Annotated in this window: 22 protein-coding genes; 10 read left to right on the top strand and 12 right to left on the bottom strand. The window is 48.9% G+C overall.

The window, feature by feature from the left end; all coding sequences use genetic code 11:
* The first annotated feature begins 29 nt into the window (after positions 1-29).
* The 3 genes from RSX24_RS11730 to RSX24_RS11740 are packed head-to-tail and all read left to right on the top strand — an operon-like array spanning position 30 to position 3,063.
* A complete protein-coding gene (locus RSX24_RS11730; RefSeq protein ID WP_343260687.1) occupies positions 30-1,313 on the top strand; it encodes a glycoside hydrolase family 27 protein in 1,284 nt (427 codons plus the stop codon).
* A gap of 19 nt (positions 1,314-1,332) precedes the next feature.
* Positions 1,333-2,226, top strand: a complete 894-nt coding sequence (locus tag RSX24_RS11735) for an AraC family transcriptional regulator (RefSeq protein ID WP_343260688.1) — start codon at positions 1,333-1,335, stop codon at positions 2,224-2,226.
* Positions 2,227-2,256: 30 nt separating this feature from the next.
* Positions 2,257-3,063, top strand: a complete 807-nt coding sequence (locus RSX24_RS11740; protein ID WP_339278105.1) for a MerR family transcriptional regulator — start codon at positions 2,257-2,259, stop codon at positions 3,061-3,063.
* Between the two features lie 468 nt (positions 3,064-3,531).
* Here RSX24_RS11740 and RSX24_RS11745 read toward each other — a convergent pair whose 3' ends face one another.
* Positions 3,532-4,545, bottom strand: coding sequence for an ABC transporter substrate-binding protein (locus RSX24_RS11745; RefSeq protein ID WP_343260689.1), 1,014 nt, complete (start codon positions 4,543-4,545; stop codon positions 3,532-3,534).
* A gap of 166 nt (positions 4,546-4,711) precedes the next feature.
* Entirely contained in the window at positions 4,712-5,686 is a 975-nt protein-coding gene (locus RSX24_RS11750) for a LacI family DNA-binding transcriptional regulator (RefSeq protein ID WP_236413885.1), read from the bottom strand.
* Between the two features lie 130 nt (positions 5,687-5,816).
* On the opposite strand from RSX24_RS11750, the gene RSX24_RS11755 reads away from it, so the two are divergent.
* The 4 genes from RSX24_RS11755 (at position 5,817) to RSX24_RS11770 (ending at position 11,549) form a co-directional block, all read left to right on the top strand.
* Positions 5,817-7,283, top strand: coding sequence for a glycoside hydrolase family 1 protein (locus tag RSX24_RS11755; protein WP_343260690.1), 1,467 nt, complete (start codon positions 5,817-5,819; stop codon positions 7,281-7,283).
* A 166-nt stretch (positions 7,284-7,449) separates the two neighbouring features.
* The gene (locus RSX24_RS11760; RefSeq protein WP_343260691.1) at positions 7,450-9,378 is read left to right on the top strand and encodes a beta-glucoside-specific PTS transporter subunit IIABC; all 1,929 of its coding nucleotides are present in this window, start codon (positions 7,450-7,452) and stop codon (positions 9,376-9,378) included.
* 31 nt (positions 9,379-9,409) lie between these two features.
* Complete coding sequence (locus tag RSX24_RS11765) at positions 9,410-10,267, top strand: DMT family transporter (RefSeq protein WP_236414347.1); 858 nt, start codon at positions 9,410-9,412, stop codon at positions 10,265-10,267.
* 307 nt (positions 10,268-10,574) lie between these two features.
* On the top strand, positions 10,575-11,549 hold the full coding sequence (locus RSX24_RS11770) for a diguanylate cyclase (RefSeq protein WP_343260692.1): 975 nt from the start codon (positions 10,575-10,577) through the stop codon (positions 11,547-11,549).
* A gap of 113 nt (positions 11,550-11,662) precedes the next feature.
* Here the strand turns inward: RSX24_RS11770 and RSX24_RS11775 are convergent, their stop codons facing one another.
* The 5 genes from RSX24_RS11775 to pdxR form a co-directional block, all read right to left on the bottom strand.
* The gene (locus RSX24_RS11775; protein ID WP_236413877.1) at positions 11,663-12,067 is read right to left on the bottom strand and encodes a VOC family protein; all 405 of its coding nucleotides are present in this window, start codon (positions 12,065-12,067) and stop codon (positions 11,663-11,665) included.
* A gap of 47 nt (positions 12,068-12,114) precedes the next feature.
* On the bottom strand, positions 12,115-12,486 hold the full coding sequence (locus tag RSX24_RS11780) for an iron chaperone (RefSeq protein ID WP_339278098.1): 372 nt from the start codon (positions 12,484-12,486) through the stop codon (positions 12,115-12,117).
* Between the two features lie 92 nt (positions 12,487-12,578).
* Complete coding sequence (locus tag RSX24_RS11785; RefSeq protein WP_343260693.1) at positions 12,579-13,745, bottom strand: GNAT family N-acetyltransferase; 1,167 nt, start codon at positions 13,743-13,745, stop codon at positions 12,579-12,581.
* A gap of 198 nt (positions 13,746-13,943) precedes the next feature.
* Positions 13,944-14,825 (bottom strand): pyridoxal 5'-phosphate synthase lyase subunit PdxS, encoded by an 882-nt coding sequence (gene pdxS / locus RSX24_RS11790; protein WP_236413872.1) that lies wholly within the window; start codon positions 14,823-14,825, stop codon positions 13,944-13,946.
* Positions 14,826-14,994: 169 nt separating this feature from the next.
* Positions 14,995-16,425 carry a MocR-like pyridoxine biosynthesis transcription factor PdxR gene (pdxR, locus tag RSX24_RS11795; protein ID WP_343260694.1) on the bottom strand — a complete coding sequence of 477 codons (1,431 nt, stop codon included), beginning with the start codon at positions 16,423-16,425 and terminating at the stop codon, positions 14,995-14,997.
* Positions 16,426-16,699: 274 nt separating this feature from the next.
* Here pdxR and RSX24_RS11800 point away from each other — a divergent pair, with 274 nt between their 5' ends.
* On the top strand, positions 16,700-17,449 hold the full coding sequence (locus tag RSX24_RS11800) for a YqcI/YcgG family protein (protein ID WP_343260695.1): 750 nt from the start codon (positions 16,700-16,702) through the stop codon (positions 17,447-17,449).
* Positions 17,450-17,559: 110 nt separating this feature from the next.
* Here RSX24_RS11800 and RSX24_RS11805 read toward each other — a convergent pair whose 3' ends face one another.
* Positions 17,560-18,978, bottom strand: coding sequence for an amino acid permease (locus RSX24_RS11805; RefSeq protein ID WP_343260696.1), 1,419 nt, complete (start codon positions 18,976-18,978; stop codon positions 17,560-17,562).
* A 112-nt stretch (positions 18,979-19,090) separates the two neighbouring features.
* Here RSX24_RS11805 and RSX24_RS11810 point away from each other — a divergent pair, with 112 nt between their 5' ends.
* Entirely contained in the window at positions 19,091-19,726 is a 636-nt protein-coding gene (locus tag RSX24_RS11810; RefSeq protein ID WP_343260697.1) for a LysE family translocator, read from the top strand.
* Between the two features lie 198 nt (positions 19,727-19,924).
* On the opposite strand, the gene RSX24_RS11815 is transcribed toward RSX24_RS11810, so the two are convergent.
* Positions 19,925-20,653, bottom strand: a complete 729-nt coding sequence (locus RSX24_RS11815) for an amino acid ABC transporter ATP-binding protein (protein WP_236413865.1) — start codon at positions 20,651-20,653, stop codon at positions 19,925-19,927.
* Complete coding sequence (locus RSX24_RS11820) at positions 20,646-22,091, bottom strand: amino acid ABC transporter substrate-binding protein/permease (protein WP_438286811.1); 1,446 nt, start codon at positions 22,089-22,091, stop codon at positions 20,646-20,648. The genes RSX24_RS11815 and RSX24_RS11820 overlap by 8 nt, the downstream gene beginning before the upstream one ends.
* A gap of 403 nt (positions 22,092-22,494) precedes the next feature.
* Between RSX24_RS11820 and RSX24_RS11825 the strand changes: the two genes are divergently transcribed.
* Positions 22,495-23,538, top strand: a complete 1,044-nt coding sequence (locus RSX24_RS11825; RefSeq protein WP_438286812.1) for a pectate lyase family protein — start codon at positions 22,495-22,497, stop codon at positions 23,536-23,538.
* A gap of 137 nt (positions 23,539-23,675) precedes the next feature.
* On the opposite strand, the gene pcp is transcribed toward RSX24_RS11825, so the two are convergent.
* Together pcp and RSX24_RS11835 are read right to left on the bottom strand one after the other, a co-directional pair.
* The gene (gene pcp, locus RSX24_RS11830) at positions 23,676-24,323 is read right to left on the bottom strand and encodes a pyroglutamyl-peptidase I (RefSeq protein ID WP_236413864.1); all 648 of its coding nucleotides are present in this window, start codon (positions 24,321-24,323) and stop codon (positions 23,676-23,678) included.
* Between the two features lie 125 nt (positions 24,324-24,448).
* Positions 24,449-25,153, bottom strand: a complete 705-nt coding sequence (locus RSX24_RS11835; RefSeq protein WP_343260698.1) for a glycosyltransferase — start codon at positions 25,151-25,153, stop codon at positions 24,449-24,451.
* Positions 25,154-25,159: the final 6 nt, after the last annotated feature.

Genomic DNA, 25,159 nt, shown 5'->3' on the forward strand with positions numbered 1-25,159 from the left:
ACTTTATCAACGAAAGATGGGATCTGGACATGAATCATCACCAATTTGCACTTACCCCGCCTATGGGCTGGAATAGCTGGGATTGTTATGGTGCTGCCGTGCGTGAAGAAGAGATTCGCGGAAATGCGGAGTATATGGCAGAGCACTTGAAGGCGTATGGATGGGAATACGTGGTCGTCGATATCCAATGGTACGAACCGGGAGCAATATCTTCGCAGTATCGGCCGTTTGTGCCTCTGGAAATGGACGAATACTCTCGGCTGATGCCAGCCGTTAACCGCTTCCCTTCTGCCGCCGGGGGCAAAGGATTCAAACCATTGGCGGATTACGTGCACAGTTTGGGCCTGAAGTTCGGCATCCACATCATGCGCGGCATCCCTCGTCAAGCTGCCCATGCGGCAACGCCGATTCTGGGCACCTCGGCCACGGCTCGGGACATCGCCCACCCGAATTCGATCTGCCCTTGGAACACGGACATGTACGGCGTAGATGCAGCCAAAGAAGGTGCTCAGGCCTATTACGATTCATTGTTTGAACTGTATGCATCCTGGGGCGTCGACTTCGTTAAAGTGGATGACATTGCTGCATCCCGCCTGTATCAAGCCCATTTGCCTGAAATCGAAATGATTCGCAAAGCCATTGACCGCAGCGGCAGAGAGATGGTTCTCAGCCTTTCACCGGGGCCAGCCCCTCTGGAGCACGCCGAGGAATTCAAAGCCAATGCCAACATGTGGCGCATGACCGACGATTTCTGGGATCTGTGGCCCCTGCTGCTCGGCATGTTCGAACGCTGCGAGAAGTGGGCCGAACATGTGGAGCCAGGCCAGTGGCCTGATTGCGACATGCTGCCGCTCGGCCATCTCGGCATTCGTTCCGTGGACGGCGGAGGCAGCGATCGGTGGACGCGGTTTACCAAGGACGAACAATTGACGATGATGACCTTGTGGTCCATTTTCCGTTCGCCACTCATGTTTGGCGGAGAAATGCGGGACAACGACGATTGGACGCTATCCCTCTTGACCAACCGGGACGTGCTTGATCTGCACAGAAACGGCTTTGGCGCACGCCAGGTATCCCGTGAGGATAACAAGGTTGTATGGCAAGCCAATCATACGGACGGCTCCGTGTACGTCGCATTGTTTAATGTTGGTGACGATGCGGCCACCGTCTCCGTTCGATTGCAGCAAATCGGCGTAACCCGCTTCTCTGGCGCGAAAGAGCTTTGGACAGGACAGCACGTTAACGTCAATGACGGGACGTTGTCTGCCGAGATTGCTCCGCATGGAGCCGCATTGTATAGACTCGAACCGTAAACTTCCATATACTTAGAAGATGACTAAACCAAAATTGAATCAGCCTGAATATTCAACGATCGGGTTCCGCTTTTCCGAAGCGGCAGCCATGGGCCTTTATGAATTATATGCCGTCGGTCGCGACCAGGTCTCGTCCCCCCTCTATTCCTGGGACGGTTTGAAGCGGTCCGACGGCCCCCTTTTTCTTTTTCAATATACGTTATCCGGACAAGGACGCCTACGTGTAGGCAGCAAAGAGTACCTCGTTCCGGAGGAGACGGCATTGCTCGTGGAAATCCCGGACGATCACTGTTATCGCTTCGATGACCGTGACGAATCCTGGGAATTCCTTTTTTTGCTGTTTCGTCCTACAGGGCTGCAGGACCACTGGCATGCTGTCAAAAAAAAGTACGGCCCGATCGTTCCCATTCCGCGTCACCATTCGGTGATCCATACATTGGAGCATATTTTTCTCGATGCCAGGGATGGTCAGCTATCGGATGCATTCCGTGCTTCGTCATCCGTCTACCGATTCATGATGGAATTGAGACGTTATACCAGTCATACAGACGGAGACGGCGACCATCCGGAAGCGATTCGCAAGGCTTTGGCCTGGATGGAGGAGCATTATCCGGTTATTTCAGGCGTTGATGCTTGTGCACAGGCGGCAGGTTTGTCCAAGTTTCATTTTATCCGAAGATTTACGGCAGCCATAGGAATGTCCCCGCTGCAGTATTTGACCAAGATCCGGCTCGGCCATGCGGTGCGATTGCTGCGCGAAACCGATCTTAGCATTGAGGAAATTGCCCAACAAGTGGGCTTCTCGGGAAGCAGTTATTTTATCAAAGTCTTTCATGGCATTGTCGGATGTTCGCCAGGCGAATTCCGCAAGGCAAAAAGCCATTTGGCGTTCCATCGTTTGTTTTTTGACTGATTACTTATTGAAGAAGGATTGGATCGAGGCATGAAAAGTGTTTTTAAAATCAATGAAATATCCAAACTGTATCAAATCGGCGCGGACTCCTTGCGTTATTACGAGAAATTGGGCGTGCTCCAGCCACGACGGGACACCAATGGATATAGGCTCTATGGCTTGCATGACATATACAAATTGAACATTATTCGCGATTTGCGCCAATTGGATTTCTCCATGCAGCAGATCAAAGAGTACTTGGACCATCAAAGCATTGATAGTACGCTTTCGTTGTTCCATACGGAGGAGGCGCTGATCAGCGAACAGATCGAAAGGCTGCGTTTCAAGCAACAACTTATCCAGGAACGAATCCATGTCTTGTCTGCAGCAAAGAACATTGAAACTGGAGTATTCACGATCAAATCCTATCCCGATCGGCCTTGCTTACAGCTAAAGATGCGGATCACGAGGGATGAGGAAATGGACTTGGCGATCAAAAAGCTGCATCAAAAGCATGAAAGCAAAATCCGTGATTTTGGCAATCAATTATTCGGAGCATCCGTGGCTGTCGAGGAATTGCAGGCAGGCATGAAGGAGGTGTTCGACTCCATCTTTTTCATTTTGGATCGAAACGCCCGCGACTACGATGATCTGCTTCCCGCCGGGGAGTACCTTTCACTTTGTTACCGAGGGGATTATACTCAGAGTGCAAAGCGGATCATGGACGTCATGGACCATGCCAGTGAAAACGGATATGCATTGCTGGATGCCCCTTTCGAAATCTATGAAATCGACAACCGGGAAACGATCCATACCGATGAATTTCTGACGGAGATTCAGGTTCGCATCGCGAAATAGCGGCTTTTGTGGGTCATTTCCATGGTAAAGATGAATTCAAGAATCTGATGGGCATACTCCCTCGTTACCGATCTCCAATGATGTTCGATTCTCGACGAGTTATGCCCCATTTTGACCAATAAATCATTCATCCATTTTTCGTTCTCTGCTTCCCTTTTTTCTATTCCATACGTGACTCTCCCAACATTTCTGGTGGATATCAGCTTTTTAAAAGCTTCGTCATCTAGTACCACGGATCATTTCCTCCCTGTATCATAACTTGTAACAATCGCTGATACGACGAATACCCCGAAGCAAGCTCCCAGCATACACCCTCAAATATTCTGTATTTCTCGATGTATCCCTTCTCTTCGAACGTTATATCCTATTTAAATAGACGTGAAATAAAACGAGTACTCCTGAACCTCCGCTAGGAAGCCTTTCAGGAATACTCGTTTTTATGGTTAAACGTTATGGACGGATAAGGATTTATTTGGCGGAAAGCAAGCTATCGGTAATAAACTTCAACTGGCCTTCCAAAGAAATGGGATCATTGTACGTGTCCGAGGTAGGGTCAAGCTGGAATACATGTCCGGCCTTCACCGCAGGCAGATTAGCCCAGATCTTGTTCTCGTAAACAATCTGCGGATCACTTGTATCGCCCGACCATGGACTCGTAAAGATGATGTCACCCGCGTATTCCGGCAGCACTTCCATTGAAATGGAAGCCCAGCCTGTTCCGCTGTCGATCGCTTCGGCTTGAGCCTTGGCTGGCGCTTTAAGGCCAAATTCCCCATAGATGATCTCCCCGCCGCGGCCGAAATTATGGCCGAATACATATAGCCCCTTCGAATACGGGTTGAGGATCGAAACCGTGCGGTCGCCTACCGCGGCCTTCACCTGCGGCTTCAGTTCGTTAATCTTGGCTTCCCAGTTCGCGACCCATGCTTTGGCCGCATCTTCCCGATTGGTCAGTTTGCCCAGCTCCAGCATGAGGTCTTTGTAGTTTAGCGCACCATACTTGAGCTGTACGACGGGAGCAATCTGGGATAATTGATCAATTCCCTCGGTTCCTGTATAAGCGATGATCAAGTCCGGCTGCAGGCTGACGATTTGCTCGGCTGTCGGCTGCTCGCCCAGGTCCGTCGTACCTTGGCCGGCCAATTGATCTTTAATGTATTTGTTGTTCATCGCGCCCGAGAGCGCTCCGACGACCGGTGCATCCAGCGCAACGAAATAACCTGTCGAGAATGCCGTCAGATCGACGATGCGCTGCGGATTTTTAGGCACTTGTATCTCACCTGCATCGGATTGATACGTCACCGTTTCCTCTTCTGCTGTTGAACCGGATGAACCTGAACCGGTTGGTGTCTCCGTTCCCGCAGACACCTGATTGGTTGTCTCGTTCGTTGTATTTGTTGTTGCTTTTTGACCGCATGCACTCAATACAAGCATCATGGCCAGTACAAGCATAAGCCAGATTGAAGTTGTCCGTTTCAACAAATGAATCCACCCTTTTTTAATGATATTGATAATCGTTATCAACTTTATCATGCGGGTACACTTTTGACAAGACTATTTGTTGGCCCAGCCCGTATGAATTCATGCCCCATGTCATTCAACGCAAAAAGCCGCGATATCGCGGCTTTTCGAGACTTGAATCTTTCATTCAAGTCGATTCACGGACAATCAATTGGAATTCCAAATTCCGATATTCGAAAGGCTTGCACTGAAGCTTGTTCATGAAAATCCGAAACATGTCCTGTCCAATGTTTTTGAGCGGATTCGTGATATTCGTGAGCTGCATGGCGTCGGCCACCTGACTTTCGTCAGCTTCAAATCCTACCACGGCGATATCTTCAGGCACCCGAAAACCGCTCGAACGTGCCGAAGATAGAATACCACTTGCAACGAAATCGTTGGTGGTTACGATCGCATGGGGTTTATCGGCAAGCCTCTCCAGTTTCTTGAATGCCGCAATTCCGTCTTCCACCGTGCGGACGCCGTAGAGCATCCACTCTTCTTTATGCGGTAACCCGTATTTCTCCAATACATCCATGTATGCCTGAATTCTTCGCTTGCTGTTGGTGCTATGTTTCCTTCCGATCGTACAGGCGATATGGTGATATCCTCTCTCTACCAGATGCTCTATCCCCAATCGAAATCCTTCATAATGGTCCATGTATACCGAAGGTATTTTGCCGCTGTTCAAAGGTTCGCATGTCACAATCGGTCCGTATTCCGTATATTTCTCGATCGTTTTCCAGCTCATCAACCGCCTTAACACGATCAGCCCGTCTACCTTTTTTTGGCGCAGCAATTCCAGTGCTGCCTGCTCCTGGTCAGCTTGTTCGTCCGTTTGGTAAATGAGAACCTGATATCCCTCTTTCTTGCCTTCAAGAGCGATTCCATTGATATATTGCATGTAATAATTGTTGATCGTCGGCGTCATGACACCGATAATTTTGGTTCGGCCTACCTTTAGCTGAACGGCATTGATGTTCGGAATATAGTCGAATTCCTTCATAATTTTCATCACGTGTTCCCGGGTCGTTTCATTAACGTGAGGATGATTATTCAATACGCGAGAAACCGTACTTCTCGAAACTCCGGCAATTTCTGCGATTTTTGTGATGTTGATCATGTGAGCCACCCCGCGAAATTTGTGCTTGACCTGGAATGCATTCCAGCGTTTAGCATGAGCCTATGAGGATTGTTCATGAATCCTTCAGACTACTAAATTCTATCACTTATACTACTTCGGAGGTCAAGTCATGGAACATGTGAAAAAAGGTTTCCCTAAAAATTTCCTGTGGGGCGGAGCGGCTGCGGCCATGCAAACAGAAGGCGCTTATGATGCGGATGGCCGGGGGTTGTCCGTAAGTGACGTATTTACGTTCGATTCCAAGCAGGATAAAAAATATTGGCTGGACCAATGGCATATGATGACACATCGTCAGGTCCAGGAAGCTCTCGATCCAGCAATTCAAAAAAACTATCCGAAACGCCGCGGTAATGATTTCTACCATCGCTATGAAGAAGATATCGAGCTTTTTGCGGAGATGGGTTTCAGCACCTACCGGACGTCCATCGCATGGACCCGCATTTTTCCGAACGGCGATGAACTGGAGCCAAATGAACTAGGGCTTGCTTTCTATGACAAAGTATTCGACAAGTTACTTGAGCACCAGATCGAACCTGTCATTTCCTTGACGCATTACGATATGCCATTACATCTCGTTAATGCTTACGGCGGTTGGACCAACCGCAAATGCATCGATTTTTTCGTTCGTTTTGCAGAAACCGTATTCCGTCGCTACAAAGACAAAGTGAAATATTGGATCACCTTTAACGAAATGAACTGCCTCAAACATCATCCTTTCGTCAGTGCAGGAATTATTGAGGAAGGCCACCCTAATCTCGAACAAGCCAAGTATCAAGCAGCTCATCATCAATTTCTTGCAAGCGCTTTGTCCGTCAAAGCAGCGCATGAGATCATTCCCGGTTCTATGGTCGGCTCCATGATCAGTTATCTGTTATTATATCCAAACACCTGTAATCCGGATGACGTCTTGGAAACCCAACATGAAGAACGTGTCTCCTTTTTCTTCAGTGACGTTCAAGTTAGAGGGTACTATCCCTCTTATTCCGCAAGAATGTTCGAAGAAAAAGGCGTTGTGTTGCAAACCGAGCCAGGTGATGATGCGATCCTTCGCGAAAACATCGTCGATTACATTGCGATCAGCTATTATATGTCCAACAATGCAAGTGCCACGGCAGAGCAGCACGAAAAAGCAAGCGGCAATCTGATTGGCGGCGTAAAAAACCCATATCTCGAGCAAAACGAATGGGGATGGCAGATCGATCCAAAGGGGTTGCGGTATGCGCTGAACAATCTGTACGATCGCTATCAGAAACCTTTGTTCATTGCGGAAAACGGCATAGGCGCCATCGATACGATCCGAGAAGACGGCACCATTCAGGATGATTATCGCATCGATTACCTGAAAAAACATATCGAGCAAATGCGTGAAGCCATCCATGATGGCGTCGATCTGATCGGTTACACGGCCTGGGGACCCATCGATATGATCAGCGCTTCGACGTCGCAAATGTCCAAACGGTACGGTTTTGTATACGTCGATCAGGACGATGAAGGTAATGGCTCTCTTAAACGCATCAAAAAGAAAAGCTTTGACTGGTACAAGCAAGTCATTGCAAGTAACGGCGAAACGTTGTAATACCAACGATTTACCGTTCAGCACTTACTTCAAGGCCGGTTTTCAAGGGAGACGGGGATGATCGATCCCCTATTCCATTCCCTTGATTGCCGGAAAACGAACACGATACATTACAGTTATGTAAGTGTTTACAATTGAGAATATGACTCAAAGGGAGTTATGATCCATGGACAAAAAGCAACTTGCTAAAGAAATTTTGGAAAGCGTCGGCGGAGAGAAAAACATCAAAATGGCCACGCATTGCATTACACGCATTCGTTTTAATTTGCACGACGATCGGCGGGCCGACTCCGAAAGGCTGAAAAACATGGCCGGAGTCATGGGCGTTGCCCAAAGCGGCGGCCAATACCAGGTCATTATCGGCAACGAAGTGGGCTCGGTGTTCAACCAGCTGATTCAGATTGCCGACATCAAAACCGATGACGAAGATGAAGAGCAACTTACTGCGGATAACAAGGATAAAAAGAACATATTCAGCCGATTGTTCGAAGTCATCTCCAGCATCTTCACCCCTGCCATTCCGGTGATCATCGGTGCCGGCATGCTGAAGGGGCTGCTTTCCCTGCTCACGGTATGGAATTTGGTCCAGCCGGAAAGCGGTGTGTTCGTTGTGCTGACTGTACTATCCACAACCGCCTTTTATTTCTTGCCCATCCTCTTGGCCATTACGGCGGCTAACAAATTTAAGACGAATCCTTACTTCGCCGTCGTTGTAGCAGGTGTGCTCCTTCATCCCAATTTCGCCGCGCTGCGTGCGGATGGCGTGACAGAGCTAAGCCTCCTTGGCGCCCCCATGCGCCTGATCGACTACTCGTCTTCCGTACTGCCGATCCTGTTGTCCGTCATTTTGCTGGCTTACATCGAGAAATATGTTAAAAGAATCGTGCCCGGTTCGCTGAAAATCGTATTCGAACCGATGATTATTTTGCTCATCGCCATTCCAATCGTATTGATTGTATTGGGTCCACTCGGTTCGTATGCGGGTAACGCACTCGCCGTTGGTTTCTCTTGGCTCTATTCCACGTCAGGCTTGTTTGCAGGGATCGTTCTGGGCGGCACGTTCTCGCTGATTGTCATCACTGGCATGCACTACGGATTGGTTCCGCTCATCGTGCAATCCGTATCACAATATGGATACGATTACATCAAACCACTCATGACCGTAGCCAATATCGGCCAGGCAGGCGCATCCTTCGCTGTGTTCCTGAAAACGAAAAATAAAGCCCTCAAATCTGTCGCGGGTGCAGCTACGTTCAGCGCATTGATGGGTGTCACCGAGCCGGCAATCTACGGCGTAACGATGCGGCTCAAAAAACCGTTCATCGGCGCAGCTACAGGCGGTGCGGTCGGAGGAGCCATTTCCGGTTTCTATGGAGCCAAAGCGTACGGTTACACGTTGGCAGGTCTTCCGGGCATTCCGCTCTTTTTAGGAGAAACGTTCATCTATCTGGCCATCGCCATGGCTGCTTCGTTTATTGTTGCTGCCGTGGTCACTTGGGTCATCGGATTCCAAGACATTCCAAACCCTGAAAGCACAGTTGAAATACCCGTGAATGCCTCTGCTCCAACTCCTAAAAGTGTCTTAAATCATGCTGGTGGACAAACGGAAGTGCCGGAAGGTGTCATTTTGAGCCCAATGCAAGGTTCGCTCCATCCTCTCCGCGTTGTTCCGGATGAAACCTTCAGCCAGGAGATGATGGGCAAAGGCGTTGCCATCGTGCCTGCAGCAGGCAGGGTTGTATCTCCTGTCCATGGCGTAGTGGCCAAACTGTTCAAAACCAAGCATGCTATAATGATCGTAAGTGATGACGGGGCGGAAATTTTGATTCATGTCGGTATCGACACCGTCAAATTGAAAGGAAAACACTTCACCTCCCATATTAACGAAGGCGACCGGTTGAATGCCGGGGACCTGTTGTTGGAATTCGATATACAAGCCATCCAATCCGAGGGCTATAACACAATTACGCCAATCATTATTACGAACTCGGACCAATACGCTTCCGTCACTCCGTATGATTCGGATGCTGTTCGAGAAAAGGATATTCTGTTGTCCCTGGTGTCAAAGCATATTCCTGGCAGCCTGTCATCCTAAACAAAACGTACCGAAGGGATATGACTTGAAAATGCAACTTCTGAGTTTGGTTCTGTGTTTAATCTGGGGATTCAATTTCGTGATCATGAAGCTGGGGAACGGCCTGTTCCCCCCTGTTTTATTCGCCGCTTTTCGCTTTTTGGTCGGGTCCGGTTTTCTTTTTCTGATCGTGTTTTTCAAACGGATCCCCCTTCCGAAACGGGAACATTTCAAATGGTTCGTGATCTGCGGCATTTTGCAAACGACCTATTTTAACATTGCGATTCAGGTATCCCTGAATTACATCAGTGCCGGCTTAACGTCCGTGCTGACCTACAGCATGCCCTTGTTTCTCTCCTTAATGGCACATTACGTCATTCCAAGCGACCGGTTAACGACCCGCAAATCCATTGGAATCATCGTTGGCATTCTGGGATTGGGACTCGCGATGGACATTCGTTTCTCCGGGAATCCTTGGATTTTGCTGCTGGCTCTTTCGTCCGCAATCTCTTGGGCAATCTCCAACCTGATCATCAAACAAAAGCTTCAGGACTGTGACAAAGTGCAGTTCACGACCTGGCAGATGGCATTCGGAACGATCGGTCTGTTCATTTGCTCCCTGCTGTTCGAACATGGAACAACCCACTGGAATCTGAACGCTGTGTTGTACTTGCTGTTTTCCGGCATTGTTGCGTCCGCGCTTGCGTTTGTATTATGGACCAACATTCTGTCCAAACTTGAGGCCAGCAAAGCATCGATTACATTGTTGACTGTTCCCATCATCGGGGTGTTGTCCGGTTGGCTCTTCCTACATGAATCCTTCAAGATCGCCACGCTTGGAGGCATCGCCCTCGTCCTGTTCGGCATTTGGATCGTAAACAGCAAACCTGCGGCGCCCAAAGCCGCTTGATGATCCTCTCATGCTCTTTTTTGATCCAACTAAACATTTTACTTTTCCCTAGAACATTTTCCAATTGGTCAGCATTATACGAAGGACTTCCTAAACCTCGTTTTAGGAAGTCCTGTTTTTTCATTTTATTAAAAATTGAAAAATATTTTTGTTTTTTTGAATGTAAGTTTTTAGTAATATATAGGTTGATACTATTTTTAAACGAAATCAACAAGAAGACCCGGACACCCGGTCTTGAATACATATTTCACAGCGATAACCTGATCGTCTGCAACTATATATATTTGATATTAAGGAGAGTTACATTATGAGTCAGCCCATCAAAGAATTTCCTTTTTATACAAATTTCAACGAGGTCACGCACGATATTTTGGAAATGGCCAATCAGATTCTCCGGGATAAGTTTTTATTCCTGAGTTCCCTCACCGACACAGAGCAAGTCATCCTGAAAGTGTTGGACAATGATAAAACGATCGGAATCCATGAAGGGATGACGATTCAAGTCGACTCCACCGTATGCAACCGGATTGATTTCTCATGCGATGCGCCGTTGGTCTATGAAGATATCACCCAAGACTCGGCATTGGATGATCTGCTGCCTGCTTTAAGGGAAGCCAGGATCGGTTCCTACCTAGGGGTTCCCATAATCCTGAGAAACGGGGATGTATTCGGCACGTTATGCGCCGTGAATTCCTCGGCTTCGGTATTTGACCGCACAAGCGTGAATTTGTTTCAAAAAGTGGCGAGGCTGTTTTCATATTATTTGGATTTGGAAAAATTGGCCTTCAGGGATTCGTTAACGGGGGCTTATAACAGACAGTTCCTGCATAAATACTTTGATGAACATCCAACAGCATATGGAGCTTTGTTGTTCCTTGATCTGGATGGCTTCAAAAATGTAAACGACTTGTTCGGCCATCATGCGGGAGATTTGGTATTGAAGGAAGTGGCCCTTCGTTTGGAAGAGCTGATGCTGCACAATGACGGGTTTGTCGTTCGGCTTGGCGGGGATGAATTCGTGGTTTATTATCATCATTTGTTGGATCAGCATCAGATTGTGAACCAGGCAGAGTTGATTCTGGGCCGGTTATCCTCCTGGGACAGTCTCAGGGATAAGGAGAAATTCCAATTATCGGTGAGCATTGGCATCATTCCTTATACCGAACAAATGAATATCGATCTGTCCACGCTGCTTGAGCATGCGGATGCCGCATTATATCAAGCCAAATCAAGCGGCAAAAACAAGTATCAGTTTTATGAAGGCGTGGGTCTTGAAGCCTGAAATCATTGCTTATCGGAGCAATCGAAGATATTGAACGGAGCAAGCTTGTCCGAATTCTTGCTCCGTCATGATTGCTTTCAGCCTACGATTTACGCGCTTTTTCAGAGAACGGATCAGGCCAGGTTAAGCTGCCACGTCACGCCGAATTTGTCTCCGACCCAGCCGAATTTGGAACTGAATGGATAAGCGCCAAGCGGCATGTACACGGTTCCTCCATCCAGCAATTTGGCAAACGTGCGTTCAATTTCCTCATCCGATTCACACTCAACAAACAGGGAAATGGCAGGCGTAAACGAAAAAGCATGCTTCACGTAGCTGTCGATACACATGAACGTTTGCCCGGCCAGCTTGAATGTTGCTTGATGCAAAGAACCTTCCGGACCATCTTCATTCGGGCCGTATCGTTGAATGCTTGTGATTTCAGAGTCTTCGAACAGACTCACGTAGAAGTTCATCGCCTCTTCTGCCTGACCTTCAAACATCAAAAACGTTTTGATTTTAGGGCCGATTTTTGCCATGACGGGATCTCCCTTTTTATTTTTGTAGTGTGCTTCGAGCTTGCTTACTATTTTCTCCAAAACGTAGTGCACTCAGCCTTGTCCAATATATTGAACTCGATCAGTTTCGCAAGCAAACCAAAATCGACTTCATTTTTCCACGGCATACGAATCAGTTCCTTGGTATGGGTGTACCCTGCTTGGGTAATGTCATCCGCAAAACGTTCAATGACCACCTTCTCGGGAGCTACGGCGATGTGCTGTTTGGACACGCTAAACCCGATAATAAACGTATCGTGATCGGTAAACATCGGCTGATTCCATGCAATTTTGGGCGATAAGACTGGATAAGACTCCTTTACCCAATTCAATACTTCTTCCATTCGGGCACGGTGCTCCGGATGATCGATGCGCGTTAAATATTCCGCAAAAAATTCCATAATCCCCCTCCTCAAGAGCAATATTTTCAGTTGACGATGATCATCGCCATCCCATTTTACCATGAATCCAAACCGTACACGGATGAACATATTTACTTTAAAAAGCTCGGAGATGCCAGCACGACCGACGTTTCAATCTGCCTTTCCGGCACGTCCCAATATCGCTGCAGCAGCTCCGCTTTCTTCTCCGGCGGAACTAGGGCGAAGCCGTTTTTCTCATAAAACGCGATGGCCCACGATGCCGCTTCCCATGTGCCGATCAGGATCGGTTTGTCGGTAAATCCAACGATGTGATTCAGCAGCATGGTGCCAATGCCGCCCTGGCGGCTTGTCGTTTGTACGTAAGCATGACGGATTAACGCCACATCCCCTTTGTCTTGGATACCCATGACGCCGACAAGTTGTCCGCCAAGCTCGACGCCCCAGAAGTTTACGCCACTGTTCATCTCCTGCTTCAGCTCTTCCAGGCTCATATACGGCACATGATACCGATCTTCCGGAATAACCCCTTGATAGGCGATAGCTGCATCGTTAATAATGCGGAAAATGGCAGGTTCATCGCTCTCCGCACATGGTCGAATGACGGGTGTCGTATGTACGATTTCTTGCAGCCGTTCCTTCACATGATTCGTGACGGCGCCGCCATGATAAGCGATCACTGCATCCACGTCGAGCTCCAGCAATTTCGCGATCGACTGCAAAGCGGTGGATGGATCTAACGTATGTTGGGGGGCAAAGGAGAGAAGATTGCCTTCTTGCGAAGTCAATGCATCACCGGCGATCAGCGTTTTGCTCGGAATATGGTACAGTGACATGTGATCCGGCGTGTGCCCCGGGGTATAGACGACCTGAATGCCGCCGGCCAACGGGAGAATGTCGCCATCCTGAAGTGCCGAATGCACCTGCACGGACGGTGCAAAAACCTTGCTTTTGATGAGCGGGATCGCTGCGGTCAAATAAGGGACGGCCTCCTCATGCGCCAGCACCGCGACCTGGCCTTCCCTGGCTTGCACCACTTCCGGCAGACTGCCGATATGGTCGCGGTCTTGATGCGTGATGATGACATGCGTCAAATCGTCCAAAGCAAACCCTTCCTTTTCCAGCATCGTACGGATCAGGTCCAATTGCCCGGAAATGCCGGTATCGACAAGAACGACATGCTGCTCGTCCCACAACAATGTCGGATGTACGACGAACGCTTCCCCATTCACGTCCATCCGAAGCTCCATTGCTTGTATTCCTGCAGGGGTCAGTGGCATCACTTCATCTTCCTTTCTTCTTGCGGATATGCCTTATTGTATAAGGTTTGGTGTTTTATTAAAAGTGTAAGTCGTTCCTTCGGCATTTCCCCTTTTCGTACAGTTGCCCTGCGTAAAAAGAAGAAGCACCACTCCATAAAGAGTGGTGCTTTCTTGACCTATAGTCCTCCACGGTCACACACCGTGGTCTTGATGATCTTACCAGCCGCGGTCCGACATGCGCTCCGACGGTGCAAGCGTGGCAATGTCGATGCCTTTCATCGGCGTACCCAGGTTTTTGGATACTTCGGCGATCAATTTGTAATCCGTGTAGTGCGTCGTTGCTTCCACGATCGCACGCGCAAACTTCTCAGGGCTGTCCGATTTGAAAATGCCTGATCCTACGAATACGCCGTCTGCGCCCAGGTGCATCATCAACGCCGCATCCGCCGGGGTGGCTACACCGCCTGCCGCAAAGTTGACGACCGGCAGTTTGCCGTTTTCGTGTACATCCAGCAGCTGCTCATAAGGAACGCCGAGCAATTTGGCTTCATGATACAGCTCGTCTTTGGACATGCCCGCCACTTTCTTGATCTGGCTGTTGATCAAACGCATATGACGGACCGCTTCAACGATATTTCCGGTTCCCGGCTCGCCTTTGGTACGGATCATCGAAGCGCCCTCTCCGATCCGGCGCAGCGCTTCACCCAGATCCTTCGCGCCGCAAACAAACGGAACGACGAATTCGCGTTTGTCGATATGGTACACCTCATCGGCTGGTGTCAACACTTCACTCTCGTCCAGGTAATCCACGCCCAGGGATTCCAGCACTTTGGCTTCCACGTAGTGGCCAATGCGTGCTTTGGCCATAACCGGGATCGTCACCACTTTCATGACTTCTTCCACGATCGTTGGATCTGCCATCCGAGCAACGCCGCCTGCGGCACGGATATCCGATGGCACGCGCTCCAGCGCCATGACTGCCGTTGCCCCGGCCGCTTCTGCGATCTTTGCCTGTTCGGCGTTCATGACGTCCATGATGACGCCGCCTTTTTGCATTTCTGCCATGCCTCTTTTCACACGATCGGTACCTGTATTCATCTGTAGTCCCCCTATCCGAATTCGAACGAACCATCCAAGCATTGCATGCTTTTATTTCGTCTCTGTTAACTGGCTCTTATAAATTAAACCATTCCGGGAGTAATGGGTAGGGCCAGATTTTAAATTTTATATAGGACCACAACGCGTTACCGTGCAAAACCGGGACAAATTATCGTCCACGAAACCAAGCCTCGCAGAGCAGAGAAACGCCTTCGCGGATCCGTTCCTCATTCAATCCTCCGAAACCAAGCAGGACCTGCGCGTTTCCCGAATGATGCTTTTTCTCATAAAAAGCAGACATCGGATAGATCAAAACGCCATTATGCTGCGCGGCGGCGATAAGTTCTTCCTCGGTCATGCCGTTGCGCGGCTCCAGCACCAGGTGCAGCCCTGAAGCCGAACCGATGATTTGAACGCTGTCCTTCATGTAATCCTTGATTGCCGTCAATAACGCATGATGTCTTTTTTTATAAATGTTTCTGGCTTTGTTGAGATGTTTGCTCCATTCGCCGCTTTCCATGAACATCTCCAGCGTATGCTGATCCAGTTTGGACACGGTTTGTTTGTAACCCGCGTACCGCTCGTTGTACGTTCCTAGCAGTTTTTCCGGCAGCACCATGAAGCTGATTCGTATGGAAGGCATCAACAGTTTGGAAAACGTGCCTAAATACACGGTGTTTCCATGCATATCCAAACTATGCAGTGAGGGAATAGGCCTGCCTTCATACCTGAATTCGCTGTCGTAATCGTCTTCGATGACGTACCCGTCGTTATTTTTTGCCCATTCGATCAGCTCCAACCGCCTGGAGATCGGCATGACGGTACCTGTCGGGAACTGATGCGAAGGCGTAACGTATACGGCCTTTACGTCCGTGTTCATCAGCTCGACCACGCTCAGGCCGTGTTTGTCGAGAGGGATCGGTTCCACTTGTTTTGCGTAATCCTTGATGACCAGAAGGGCCTGATCGTACCCGGGATCTTCCACCCCGAAACCATGCTCCCTGCCGATGATCTTGCATAGCATGCTTAACAGATACTGCGTGCCCGCACCAATAACGATTTGTTCTTCCCGGCAATTTACGCCGCGGGATTGATAGATGTACTCCGAAATTTGCTTGCGCAGTCCAAGTTCTCCTTGCGGTTCCCCGGCCAAAATCACGCTATTTTGTTCGGCCATGATGCTTTTCATCATCATTTGACGCCATAGCTTGAAGGGGAAATGAGTCAGGTCCACTTCCCCATATTTAAAATCGAATGCGTACTTTTGCGCCGGTCCCTCGAGTCCGGCAGCTTCACCTTCGCTTCCGGACTGCAGTGCATCATGCGGAAGGCCGGCCAGCAGAAACGTATCCTGCATCTCGGCGACGAACAGCCCCCGGCGTTCTTCGCTGATGACGTACCCTTCGGCAACGAGCTGCTGGTATGCCGCGTCTACCGTATTGCGGCTGATGTTCAAATACGAGGACAAGCGCCGTTGCGAAGGCAATTTGCCGTTAGCCGGAATTCTTTTTTTCTGTATTTCGTCTTTCAGGTATTCATATAGCTGCAAATACATCGGCTCATCCGAGGCCGGATCAAGATTAGGGGTAATTTCGAGCATACGTTCCATCTCCCAAAGATCATAAAATCAAAATTCTGGCCCCCCTCATTTCTGTCTTTGTCATTATTTCAACGAGGCCAAACCATATTCATCTTAAATGGGATCGGGGTGGATGTAAAGATCCGTAAGTGAGAAAAAACCGCCATGGATGGTGGCCTTGCCGAATACATTCAAGCAAAAAAAAGCTGCCTGTGATCAGTCGACTTAAAACGTCGGCTGGACAGTCACCATTTTCCTTCTGGGCGATATCCTATAGGGAAAAGGAGGACTGTTCATGTCGCTGCTGTTCGAACATACGGAGATCGAGCGTGAAGAGCTTTCACTGGATGACTGGAAAAAAGACGCCTGTAAGCGATTCGCTTCCAAAATGGGCGATCGGGAACACCGGTTTCCCTGCATTCCGGCAACGCATGCCTTCGCACTGGGCCACCTCCGTTATGGGTTCGTGTCCAATTCGGGCAATGGGTCTGCAGGCAGCCAACTGGCAGCCATCATTGCAGAATATGGACAATATTCACGCTCTTTCGGCGATTATTCTTCCCTGGTCGTTTTTTTCGAACCCGGGGATAAAGTTGAAGACGTATTGAGTTATGAAACGTTTTTCTGGAATCTGTTAAGCGAGGTCAGCGGTCACGACGATGCATCCTGGCCGTCCGACATTCCGGAAGATCCGGAAAATGCCATGTGGGAGTACTGTTATGACGGGGAACGTTATTTTGTCTATTGCGGCACGCCGGCGCACGTCCTTCGCCAAAGCCGCAGCTTCCCTTATTTCATGTTAGCCTTAACGCCCCGTTGGGTGCTTGATCGCTGGAATGCCCATCCCCAAAAGGCGGCTGCCATTGCTCCGAGAATCCGCGAGCGCTTGGTCAAATACGATGCTGCTCCCGCCCACCCGGAATTGAAACCGTACGGATCGCAAGGAAACCTTGAATACAAGCAGTATTATCTGCGGGATGACGAGACTTCTTTATCCAAGTGCCCGTTTCATCGCGCCCTGCAAAAAGGACAGCGGCAGGAGTGATTCGAAACGTGCTTGTCAACGAATTAACAGAACCTTGTCCTAGAAGGACCCTCCTTCGAATAGGATGTTAAAAGCAGTCCTTTCGAAAGAGGGCTTTTGTCATGCCTTCATCATTTCAGTTTGTTTCTTCGCTTCGCAAATGTCGGCATCCGTTCGGAATAATGCATCGCATCGGCATTCCCTGGATGGGGCTCTGACCGACGCGCCCTCTTTTTGCGGACATGCTGGACCATGAAGTCGCTTGCACCAATCAGTGCAACAAGCAGCAGGCTGACGAAAAATCCGGGGCGGCTGAGCGGATGGAACAAGCTTCCCGTAACGGCCGCTCCGATGAGCAGCAATCCGACCCAGCGCTTGATTTTTCCGAAAGCAGTCGCCTTAACCAACTTGCCCGAAGACATCAAAATAAAGGACCAGTTGTACAGCAACATTAATCCGGCTGCCGTCGTAACGTACTCATACACTTTTTCCGGCAGCATTATGGAAACGGCAATGGTTCCGATCAAGCCGCAGCCGATGAGGGTTAACGCAAACAGCGGATATTTTTTCTTCCATTTTCGCGAAAAAAGCTTAGGCGCATCCCCCTCCTGTGCTAGGGTGATCATCATCGACGTAACGGCGTACAGGGATGCAGTCATGGTGGAAAATCCGGCAATGATCAACACTCCATTGAACACGTGGGGGATGAATTTCAGATGATCGCTGCTCAGCGCCAACACAAACGGGCTTTCCTTCGGATTAAACGCGCTTAATGGAACCATGCTTACGGCAAGTCCGATGGATAAGGCGTAAACTGCCGCAAGGGTGATCAACATGACTTTCCCGGCTCTGGGCGCCTGTTTGGGGTCTTTTAGCCGATAGGACAAGATACCTAACACTTCAATGCCGCCATAAGCATAGAACGCAAACAGAAAAGACGACCACAGTCCGTTCCATCCTTTGGGCAGAACCTCTGCAGCATCGAGGGGCATATCGGCATTGAATTTCGCTCCCCCGATCCATCCGGCCAGAAGTGAACATGCCAGTATCAAAAACATCGCAATGGCAGCAATCTTGATGATCGCCAACACGTGCTCGACCCGGTCGAATCCTTTATTGCCGAAAAAGACGATGCACATGCCTGCCAGTCCGAAACCAGCAGCGAATATCCACAACGGAACTGCAGGAAACCAGAATCGCGAGAAAATAGCTAATGCGGTCAGTTGGCTTCCCATGATGAGCAGCTCCGAAAACCAGTAGATCCATCCGCTCGCAAACCCTGCCCAGCTGCCATACGCGTTCTTCGCGTAGGAACGAAAGGAGCCTTGCTCGGGATGACCGGCCGTCATTCGAGCCAGGGCATCGAACACTACATAGGTCCCCAGCGCCGCCAAAACATAAGCAAACAATACCGCCGGTCCGCCGATGGAGATGGCCAGTCCCGATCCCAAAAAATAACCCGTACCGATCGTGCCAGCAACGCCCAGCAGGCTTAGCTGCCACCATTTCAGTTTTTTCTCCTTGTCTGACGCACTTGATGCAGTACCCATGGATTCATTCCTTTTTCATATGAGTGAGTGATGTTGCTTTCTAAGTAGCTTTGCCCATGCCGTCTTTTTTCATGTCTCCACGTGGATTCCCGATAGTGAAAGGAGCTTTTTTATGGAAATTTACATCAAATATGTTTTAATCGGTCTCGCCATAGCCATGCCTGTCGGCGCTATTACGGTCGAGATGACGAAGCAAGGATTAAAAAACGGGTTCGTTCACGGGTGGGCCGTGGGTCTGGGCGGCATGACGGTCGATGTTTCGCTGATCCTGGCGATGTATTTCGGGTTTGCTTCCTTGCTTGCATTGCCTTATGTGCAAATTCCGCTTTGGCTTGCGGGCGCAGCCGTTCTGGCCTACCTGGGCTATGATTCGATCCGGAACGCAGACCAGGACATCACCCCGGCAGATGAAAAAACGAAAAAATCGTTCTGGAGCACATTCTTCAGCGGACTGCTGGTTGCTGTATCCCCCGGAAATCTGATCTTCTGGATCTCCGTTTTCGGAGCCGTGTTATCGGCTTCTTACAATTCGGGCAAAGAAAGCTTTGCCATCGCGGCCATCGGCGTGTTATGCGGCATTGTGATTCATGACTTGGGCTTGATGTCCATCGTTTCCGTTTCGCGCAAAGTGATGAGCCGGGCCATGATTCGTTTTGTCTCCGTCATTGCAGGCATACTTTTATTGGGATTTTCATTCTATTTCTCCTATCAGTTCATATTGGCACTCTGGCACATGTTCAGTGACTGATGGATTGCACATAACGTATCCCGGGGATGCAAAAAACACTCTAGAGAATTTCCTCGCTGTCTCTCGGGCAAGGAATGTTCTCGAAGGTGTTTTTGGTGATCCGCCGATCAAAGTGCCGGCATAAGCGATCAGCAGCCATGCCGCAAAAAAACCTTCCAGACTTTAGTTCCGGAAGGTTTTGATAAGAGTTTTCGCAGATTACAGCACTTTATCCAAAAAGGTGATGGTACGTTCATTTTTTGGATTCACAAAAATATCTTCAGGTTTGCCTTGCTCCAAAATATAGCCGCCATCCATGAAAATGACGCGATCGGCTACTTCGCGCGCGAATCCCATCTCATGCGTTACGATCATCATGGTCATGCCTTCACGGGCAAGATCCTTCATGACGCCAAGCACCTCGCCGACCATTTCGGGATCAAGCGCGGATGTCGGTTCGTCGAACAGCATCACGTCCGGGTTCATCGCAAGCGCGCGGGCAATCGCTACCCGCTGCTTTTGTCCACCCGAAAGCTGGCTCGGGAAGCTGTCTGCTTTATCCTTCAATCCCACTCTCTCCAGCAAACGAAGCGCGGTATCACGGGCCTTTTCTTGGCTGAGCTTACCGAGTTCCATCGGCGCAAACATGATGTTTTTCAGTACGCTGAAATGCGGGAACAGATTGAAATGCTGGAAGACCATGCCGATATTTTCGCGTGCTTTGTTAATGTCCGTTTTTGGATCGCTCAAGTCTTGGTCATCCACGATGACCCTTCCTTCGGTGATCTCTTCCAGTTTGTTGATGCAGCGCAAAAACGTGCTTTTTCCGGAGCCGGACGGCCCGATGACGCAAACCACTTCGCCTTCGTTGACCGTCATGTCGATGCCTCTCAACACCTGATTCGATCCGTAACTTTTTTTCAATCCTTCGACTTTGATTTTACCCACGGCGAAGCTTCACCTCCAGATAGCCTGACAATTTGGTTAGTATGGTGATCACGATCAAATACATAATGGCAACCGTCAACCAGATATCGAACGAAGCAAAGGTTCTGGCAATGATGATTTTACCGGATTGCGTCAGCTCGACCAGACCGATGACACTCAGAATAGACGTATCCTTTAAGGTGATCACGAGTTGGTTGACAAATGCCGGAATCATAACGCGAATCGCCTGAGGAATAACGATCTTGATCATTGCCTTACGGTAAGGCAGACCCAGGGAGCGAGCCGCTTCCAATTGTCCGCGATCCACCGACTGAATTCCCCCGCGAATGATTTCGGTGACGTAAGCCCCAGCATTCAAGCTGAGTGTCAGAATCGCAGCCAGGAACAACGGCATCGTAAATCCTAATGCCTGCGGAATGCCGAAATAAATAAAGAAAGCCAATACAATTAACGGCACACCACGGAACAAATCGACAAACACCGTAGCTACGCCCCGCAGAAATTTATTCTGGCCAACCTTCATGAAACCGAAGATCAGTCCCAGAATGAACGCAAAGAACAACGATACGATCGTGTATAATAACGTCTTGCCCATGCCCTTAATCAGCGCAGGCAGCGATTTCTGGATCAATTCCCAGCGGCCGAGCGCAGCCGTGGAGGAACCTTCGCCCAGGTATTTTGCGAGGATGGCGTCATATTCGCCACTTGCTTGAATGTTGGTCAGACCTGCATTGAACTTCGCCAGCAGCTCTTTATTCTGTCCTTTACTGACCGCAAAGCCATAAGAACCGCCCGGTTCTTTATCCGTCACGATCTTTAATCCGTTATTTTGGGTGACTCCATAAGCCATAACGGGATAGTCTTCAAAACACGCGATCGAATTTCCGGTTTTGACATCATCGTACATTTGCGAAGAGTCGTCGAACGGAACGATCGTAAATCCGTATTTCGAAGCAATCGATTCTGCAAACGTGTAACCTTCCGTCCCTGTTTTTACAGCGACTTTTTGGCCACGCAAATCCTCATAGCTTTTCACGGTATCATTGTTGGCACTTACGCCCATAACAACGCCCGATTGGAAATAGGCTTCGGAAAAATCGAATTTTTGCTTGCGCTCATCGGTAATGCTCATACCCGCAATCACGCCATCGACCTGATTGGATTCCAGTGCCTGAACGGCTGCGTTAAATCCAAGCGGTTTAACTTGTACCTTGAAGTTTTGATCTTTGGCGATCGCATTCAACAGGTCCATATCGATGCCGACGAAATCACCGTTCAAATCCTGGAATTCAAACGGAGCAAACGTAATATCCGTACCGATGACGTACGTTTTAACTTCATTGGATTGTGCGGCAGTGGTACCTGCCCATCCGGTTAATCCCGCCACCAGAAACAGCAGCATGGATAGTAATGCAAATGAGACCTTTGTTGTTTTCATGTGTCCTCCTTCTTCTCGGTCCTCACCGGATAACATTTCTTTCCCGCTTTAACGTGACATGTTTGTTCACGTGTATTGCCCATTATACATTCCAATTCATTGCATGAAAATGAAAAATTTCAAATTTTAATATTAGGATTTGCAGCACCGGACTTATTGATTCGTTTTTTGTTATGATTTTGGCAGAAAAACAAATAACTTGCTTATTATTTCTTGAAAATGGAAATCCAATTTCCTGAGTTCAAAGCCTTTCTTATTAATCCTATATACATTGCCTCTCCATTAACGTGTGTATGTTTTTTGCAGTTTATATCGTATTAAATCATTATTATTGATGCGAAACGAAATACATAATATAATCAATATGTAAAATTAAGGACAAAACAAAGGATGGTGACCTATTTTGAAAAGGCTTTCAATTTTATTGCTCGCCGCTGTGCTGTTTTTGTTGAACTTCCCCTCAAGTTCACCCTCTTATGGTGCAGCCAGTTTTCCGAACACCGGCACAACGGGACTTACCGGTTTCGCCGGGAACGCCAAAAACGAAAATGGCGTTTCCAAGTCGGCCGTCACCGGCGGCAAAAACGGTCAGATCGTCTATATCAGTACCTTGAGCGACCTGCGAACCCAAGTTGCAGATACTACGCCGAAAATTATTGTCATTGAAAAAAACATTTCTTCATCCACATTGCAAAAAGTGAACTTTGGCGCCAACAAAACCATTGTTGGTTCGTACAACAACCACACGCTCACCAATATTCATTTCCGCTCCACCTCCAGCTCAAGCAACGTCATTTTCCAGAACCTCACGTTTGAACATTCTGCCAGTATAAACGGAAATGACGACATCCAGATGTACATTACCTCCGGCACGAACTACTGGATTGACCATGTCACCTTCTCGGGGCATGCGTACAGTTCCAGCGGCAGTGATTTGGACAAGCTGCTTTACATCGGCGATCGTGCCGACTACATTACGATCAGCAACTCCAAATTCGCGAATCACAAATACGGAATCATTCTGGGGCACCCTAATGATGGTAACAGTGCTTATAATGGCGTGCCTCACGTCACGATGGCCAACAATTACTTCGAGAACCTGTACGTTCGCGGACCCGGACTTATGAGATACGGATACTTTCACATCAAAAATAACTACGCCAACAACTTCAACCAGGCGATGACCATCGGCGAAAAAGCTCGCATTTACTCGGAAAACAATTATTTCGGAGCAGGTGCCGAAAAAGGCGGCATTCTCGATGACAAGGGCAATGGCGAATTCACCGATACAGGCAGTACGCCAGCCTTGACCGCTCCCAAATCACCCAAAACCAATTGGAGACCCAGCAGCAATTACAGCTACGAAGTGCGGGATGCCAGCTATGCCCGCGAATTCGTGACCAAATACGCCGGATCATCCAATACCACGCTCGTTTTTGGCAAATAAACGTTGGATCAAGTTCTTGTCCGCTTGTTTTTGGCAAGAACTTGATTCCGTTTCGATGCAAGCTCAAGCTGCCTAACAAAAAAGAGCCGCTATAAAGCGACTCCCGGGTTTAACTTTTAAAGACCAACAGCTGGACTTCAACATATCTGCCCGTGGGCAGCAACGATGTCGCTCGGATGCAAGATGGCCGCGCGAATGCCTGCTTCCACTCCTTTCAGGATCATCTCCATACCCATGCTCGGTCCGCTGCGCGATACCGCTTGTTCCGGAAGCATCGGGATGTGGATGAAGCCTCCCCGAACGCGGCCTCCGCATGGTTCGAGTTTATGCATTAAACCGTAAAAAACATGATTGCACACAAACGTTCCTGCCGTATTGGATACCGAAGCCGGGATGCCCTGCTCGTTCATCGCATTCACCATAGCTTTAATGGGAAGCGTCGACCAATAAGCGGCCGGACCGTCCGGAAAGATGGGCTGGCCCGGAGGCTGATTGCCTTCATTGTCCGGAATGCGTGCATCATCCACATTGATGGCGATCCGTTCCACCGTAATGTCAGGTCGGCCCGCCGCCAAGCCAAGGCATATCACCAACTCCGGCTTTATTTCGTCGATCGCTTCGTAAAGCTGCTCGATCGACGAACCAAACACGGTCGGCAGTTCCTTGGCATAGATCGAATAACCCTCGATGGATCGCCCTTCAAACCATTCGAGTACCTTTTGCGCCGGATTGATTGCATCCCCGCCGAAAGGCTCAAAACCGGTTAACAGAATCGTTCTGCTCATAAGTTGATCTCCTCTGCTTGATTATGCTCGGCACAGGATAATATTAACACAAGCAGGGATCAAACGGGCGTTCTATCCTTCCTAAGCCGGTGAAGCGCTATTCACGGTGCCTATCGTGGAAACCGTTATCCGCTCTTCGTTTTATACCGGATCACTCTTGTCTTCAGCAATGCGACGACGATGGCGTCCATCACGCCTGCACAGATATTATGGAAGAAACGACGTTGTGTGCTGCTCCTCGCACGATTCCGTTCAACCGTGACCTCTATCACGGAAAATCCATGCATCCTCGCCATCACGGGCAGAAATCGATCGATGCCATTGAAGAAAAACAAACGATCGGCTACTTCCCTTTTAAAAAGCTGCAGCGGACATATCGAATCTATATTTTTATGGCCTGTAATCCAACACCGGATGCGGCTTCCCAAATCCATGGACACTTTATTCAGAAATTTGTCGTCGCATGTGCGCCATCTTCCGTTCACAAAATCTTTTCTGCGGATAAACGGCATTAATTTGAAAATATCTTTGGGATGGGTTTGCATGCTGGCATCCATCAGCGCGATGAGCGGATAGCTGGAATGCAGGATGCCTGCCTGAATGGCCGCGCTTTTCCCGTATGTCCGGTCAAGACTGATCCTTCTCACGCAAGGATCGATTTGCACAATTTCACGCAATACCCGATCGCTGCCGTCCTTGCTCCCGTCATTGACGAAAATAATTTCATAACGTTCCAGCTTCTCATGAAAAGCGTCCTTAATATCCATATACAGGTCATAAATATTTCGTTCGTCATTGCAAACAGGGATGATTAACGAAAGCTTCGTCATGGTTCG

It is taken from the genome of Paenibacillus hubeiensis, assembly GCF_032334105.1.
Classification (GTDB): Bacteria; Bacillota; Bacilli; order Paenibacillales; family Paenibacillaceae; genus Paenibacillus; species Paenibacillus hubeiensis.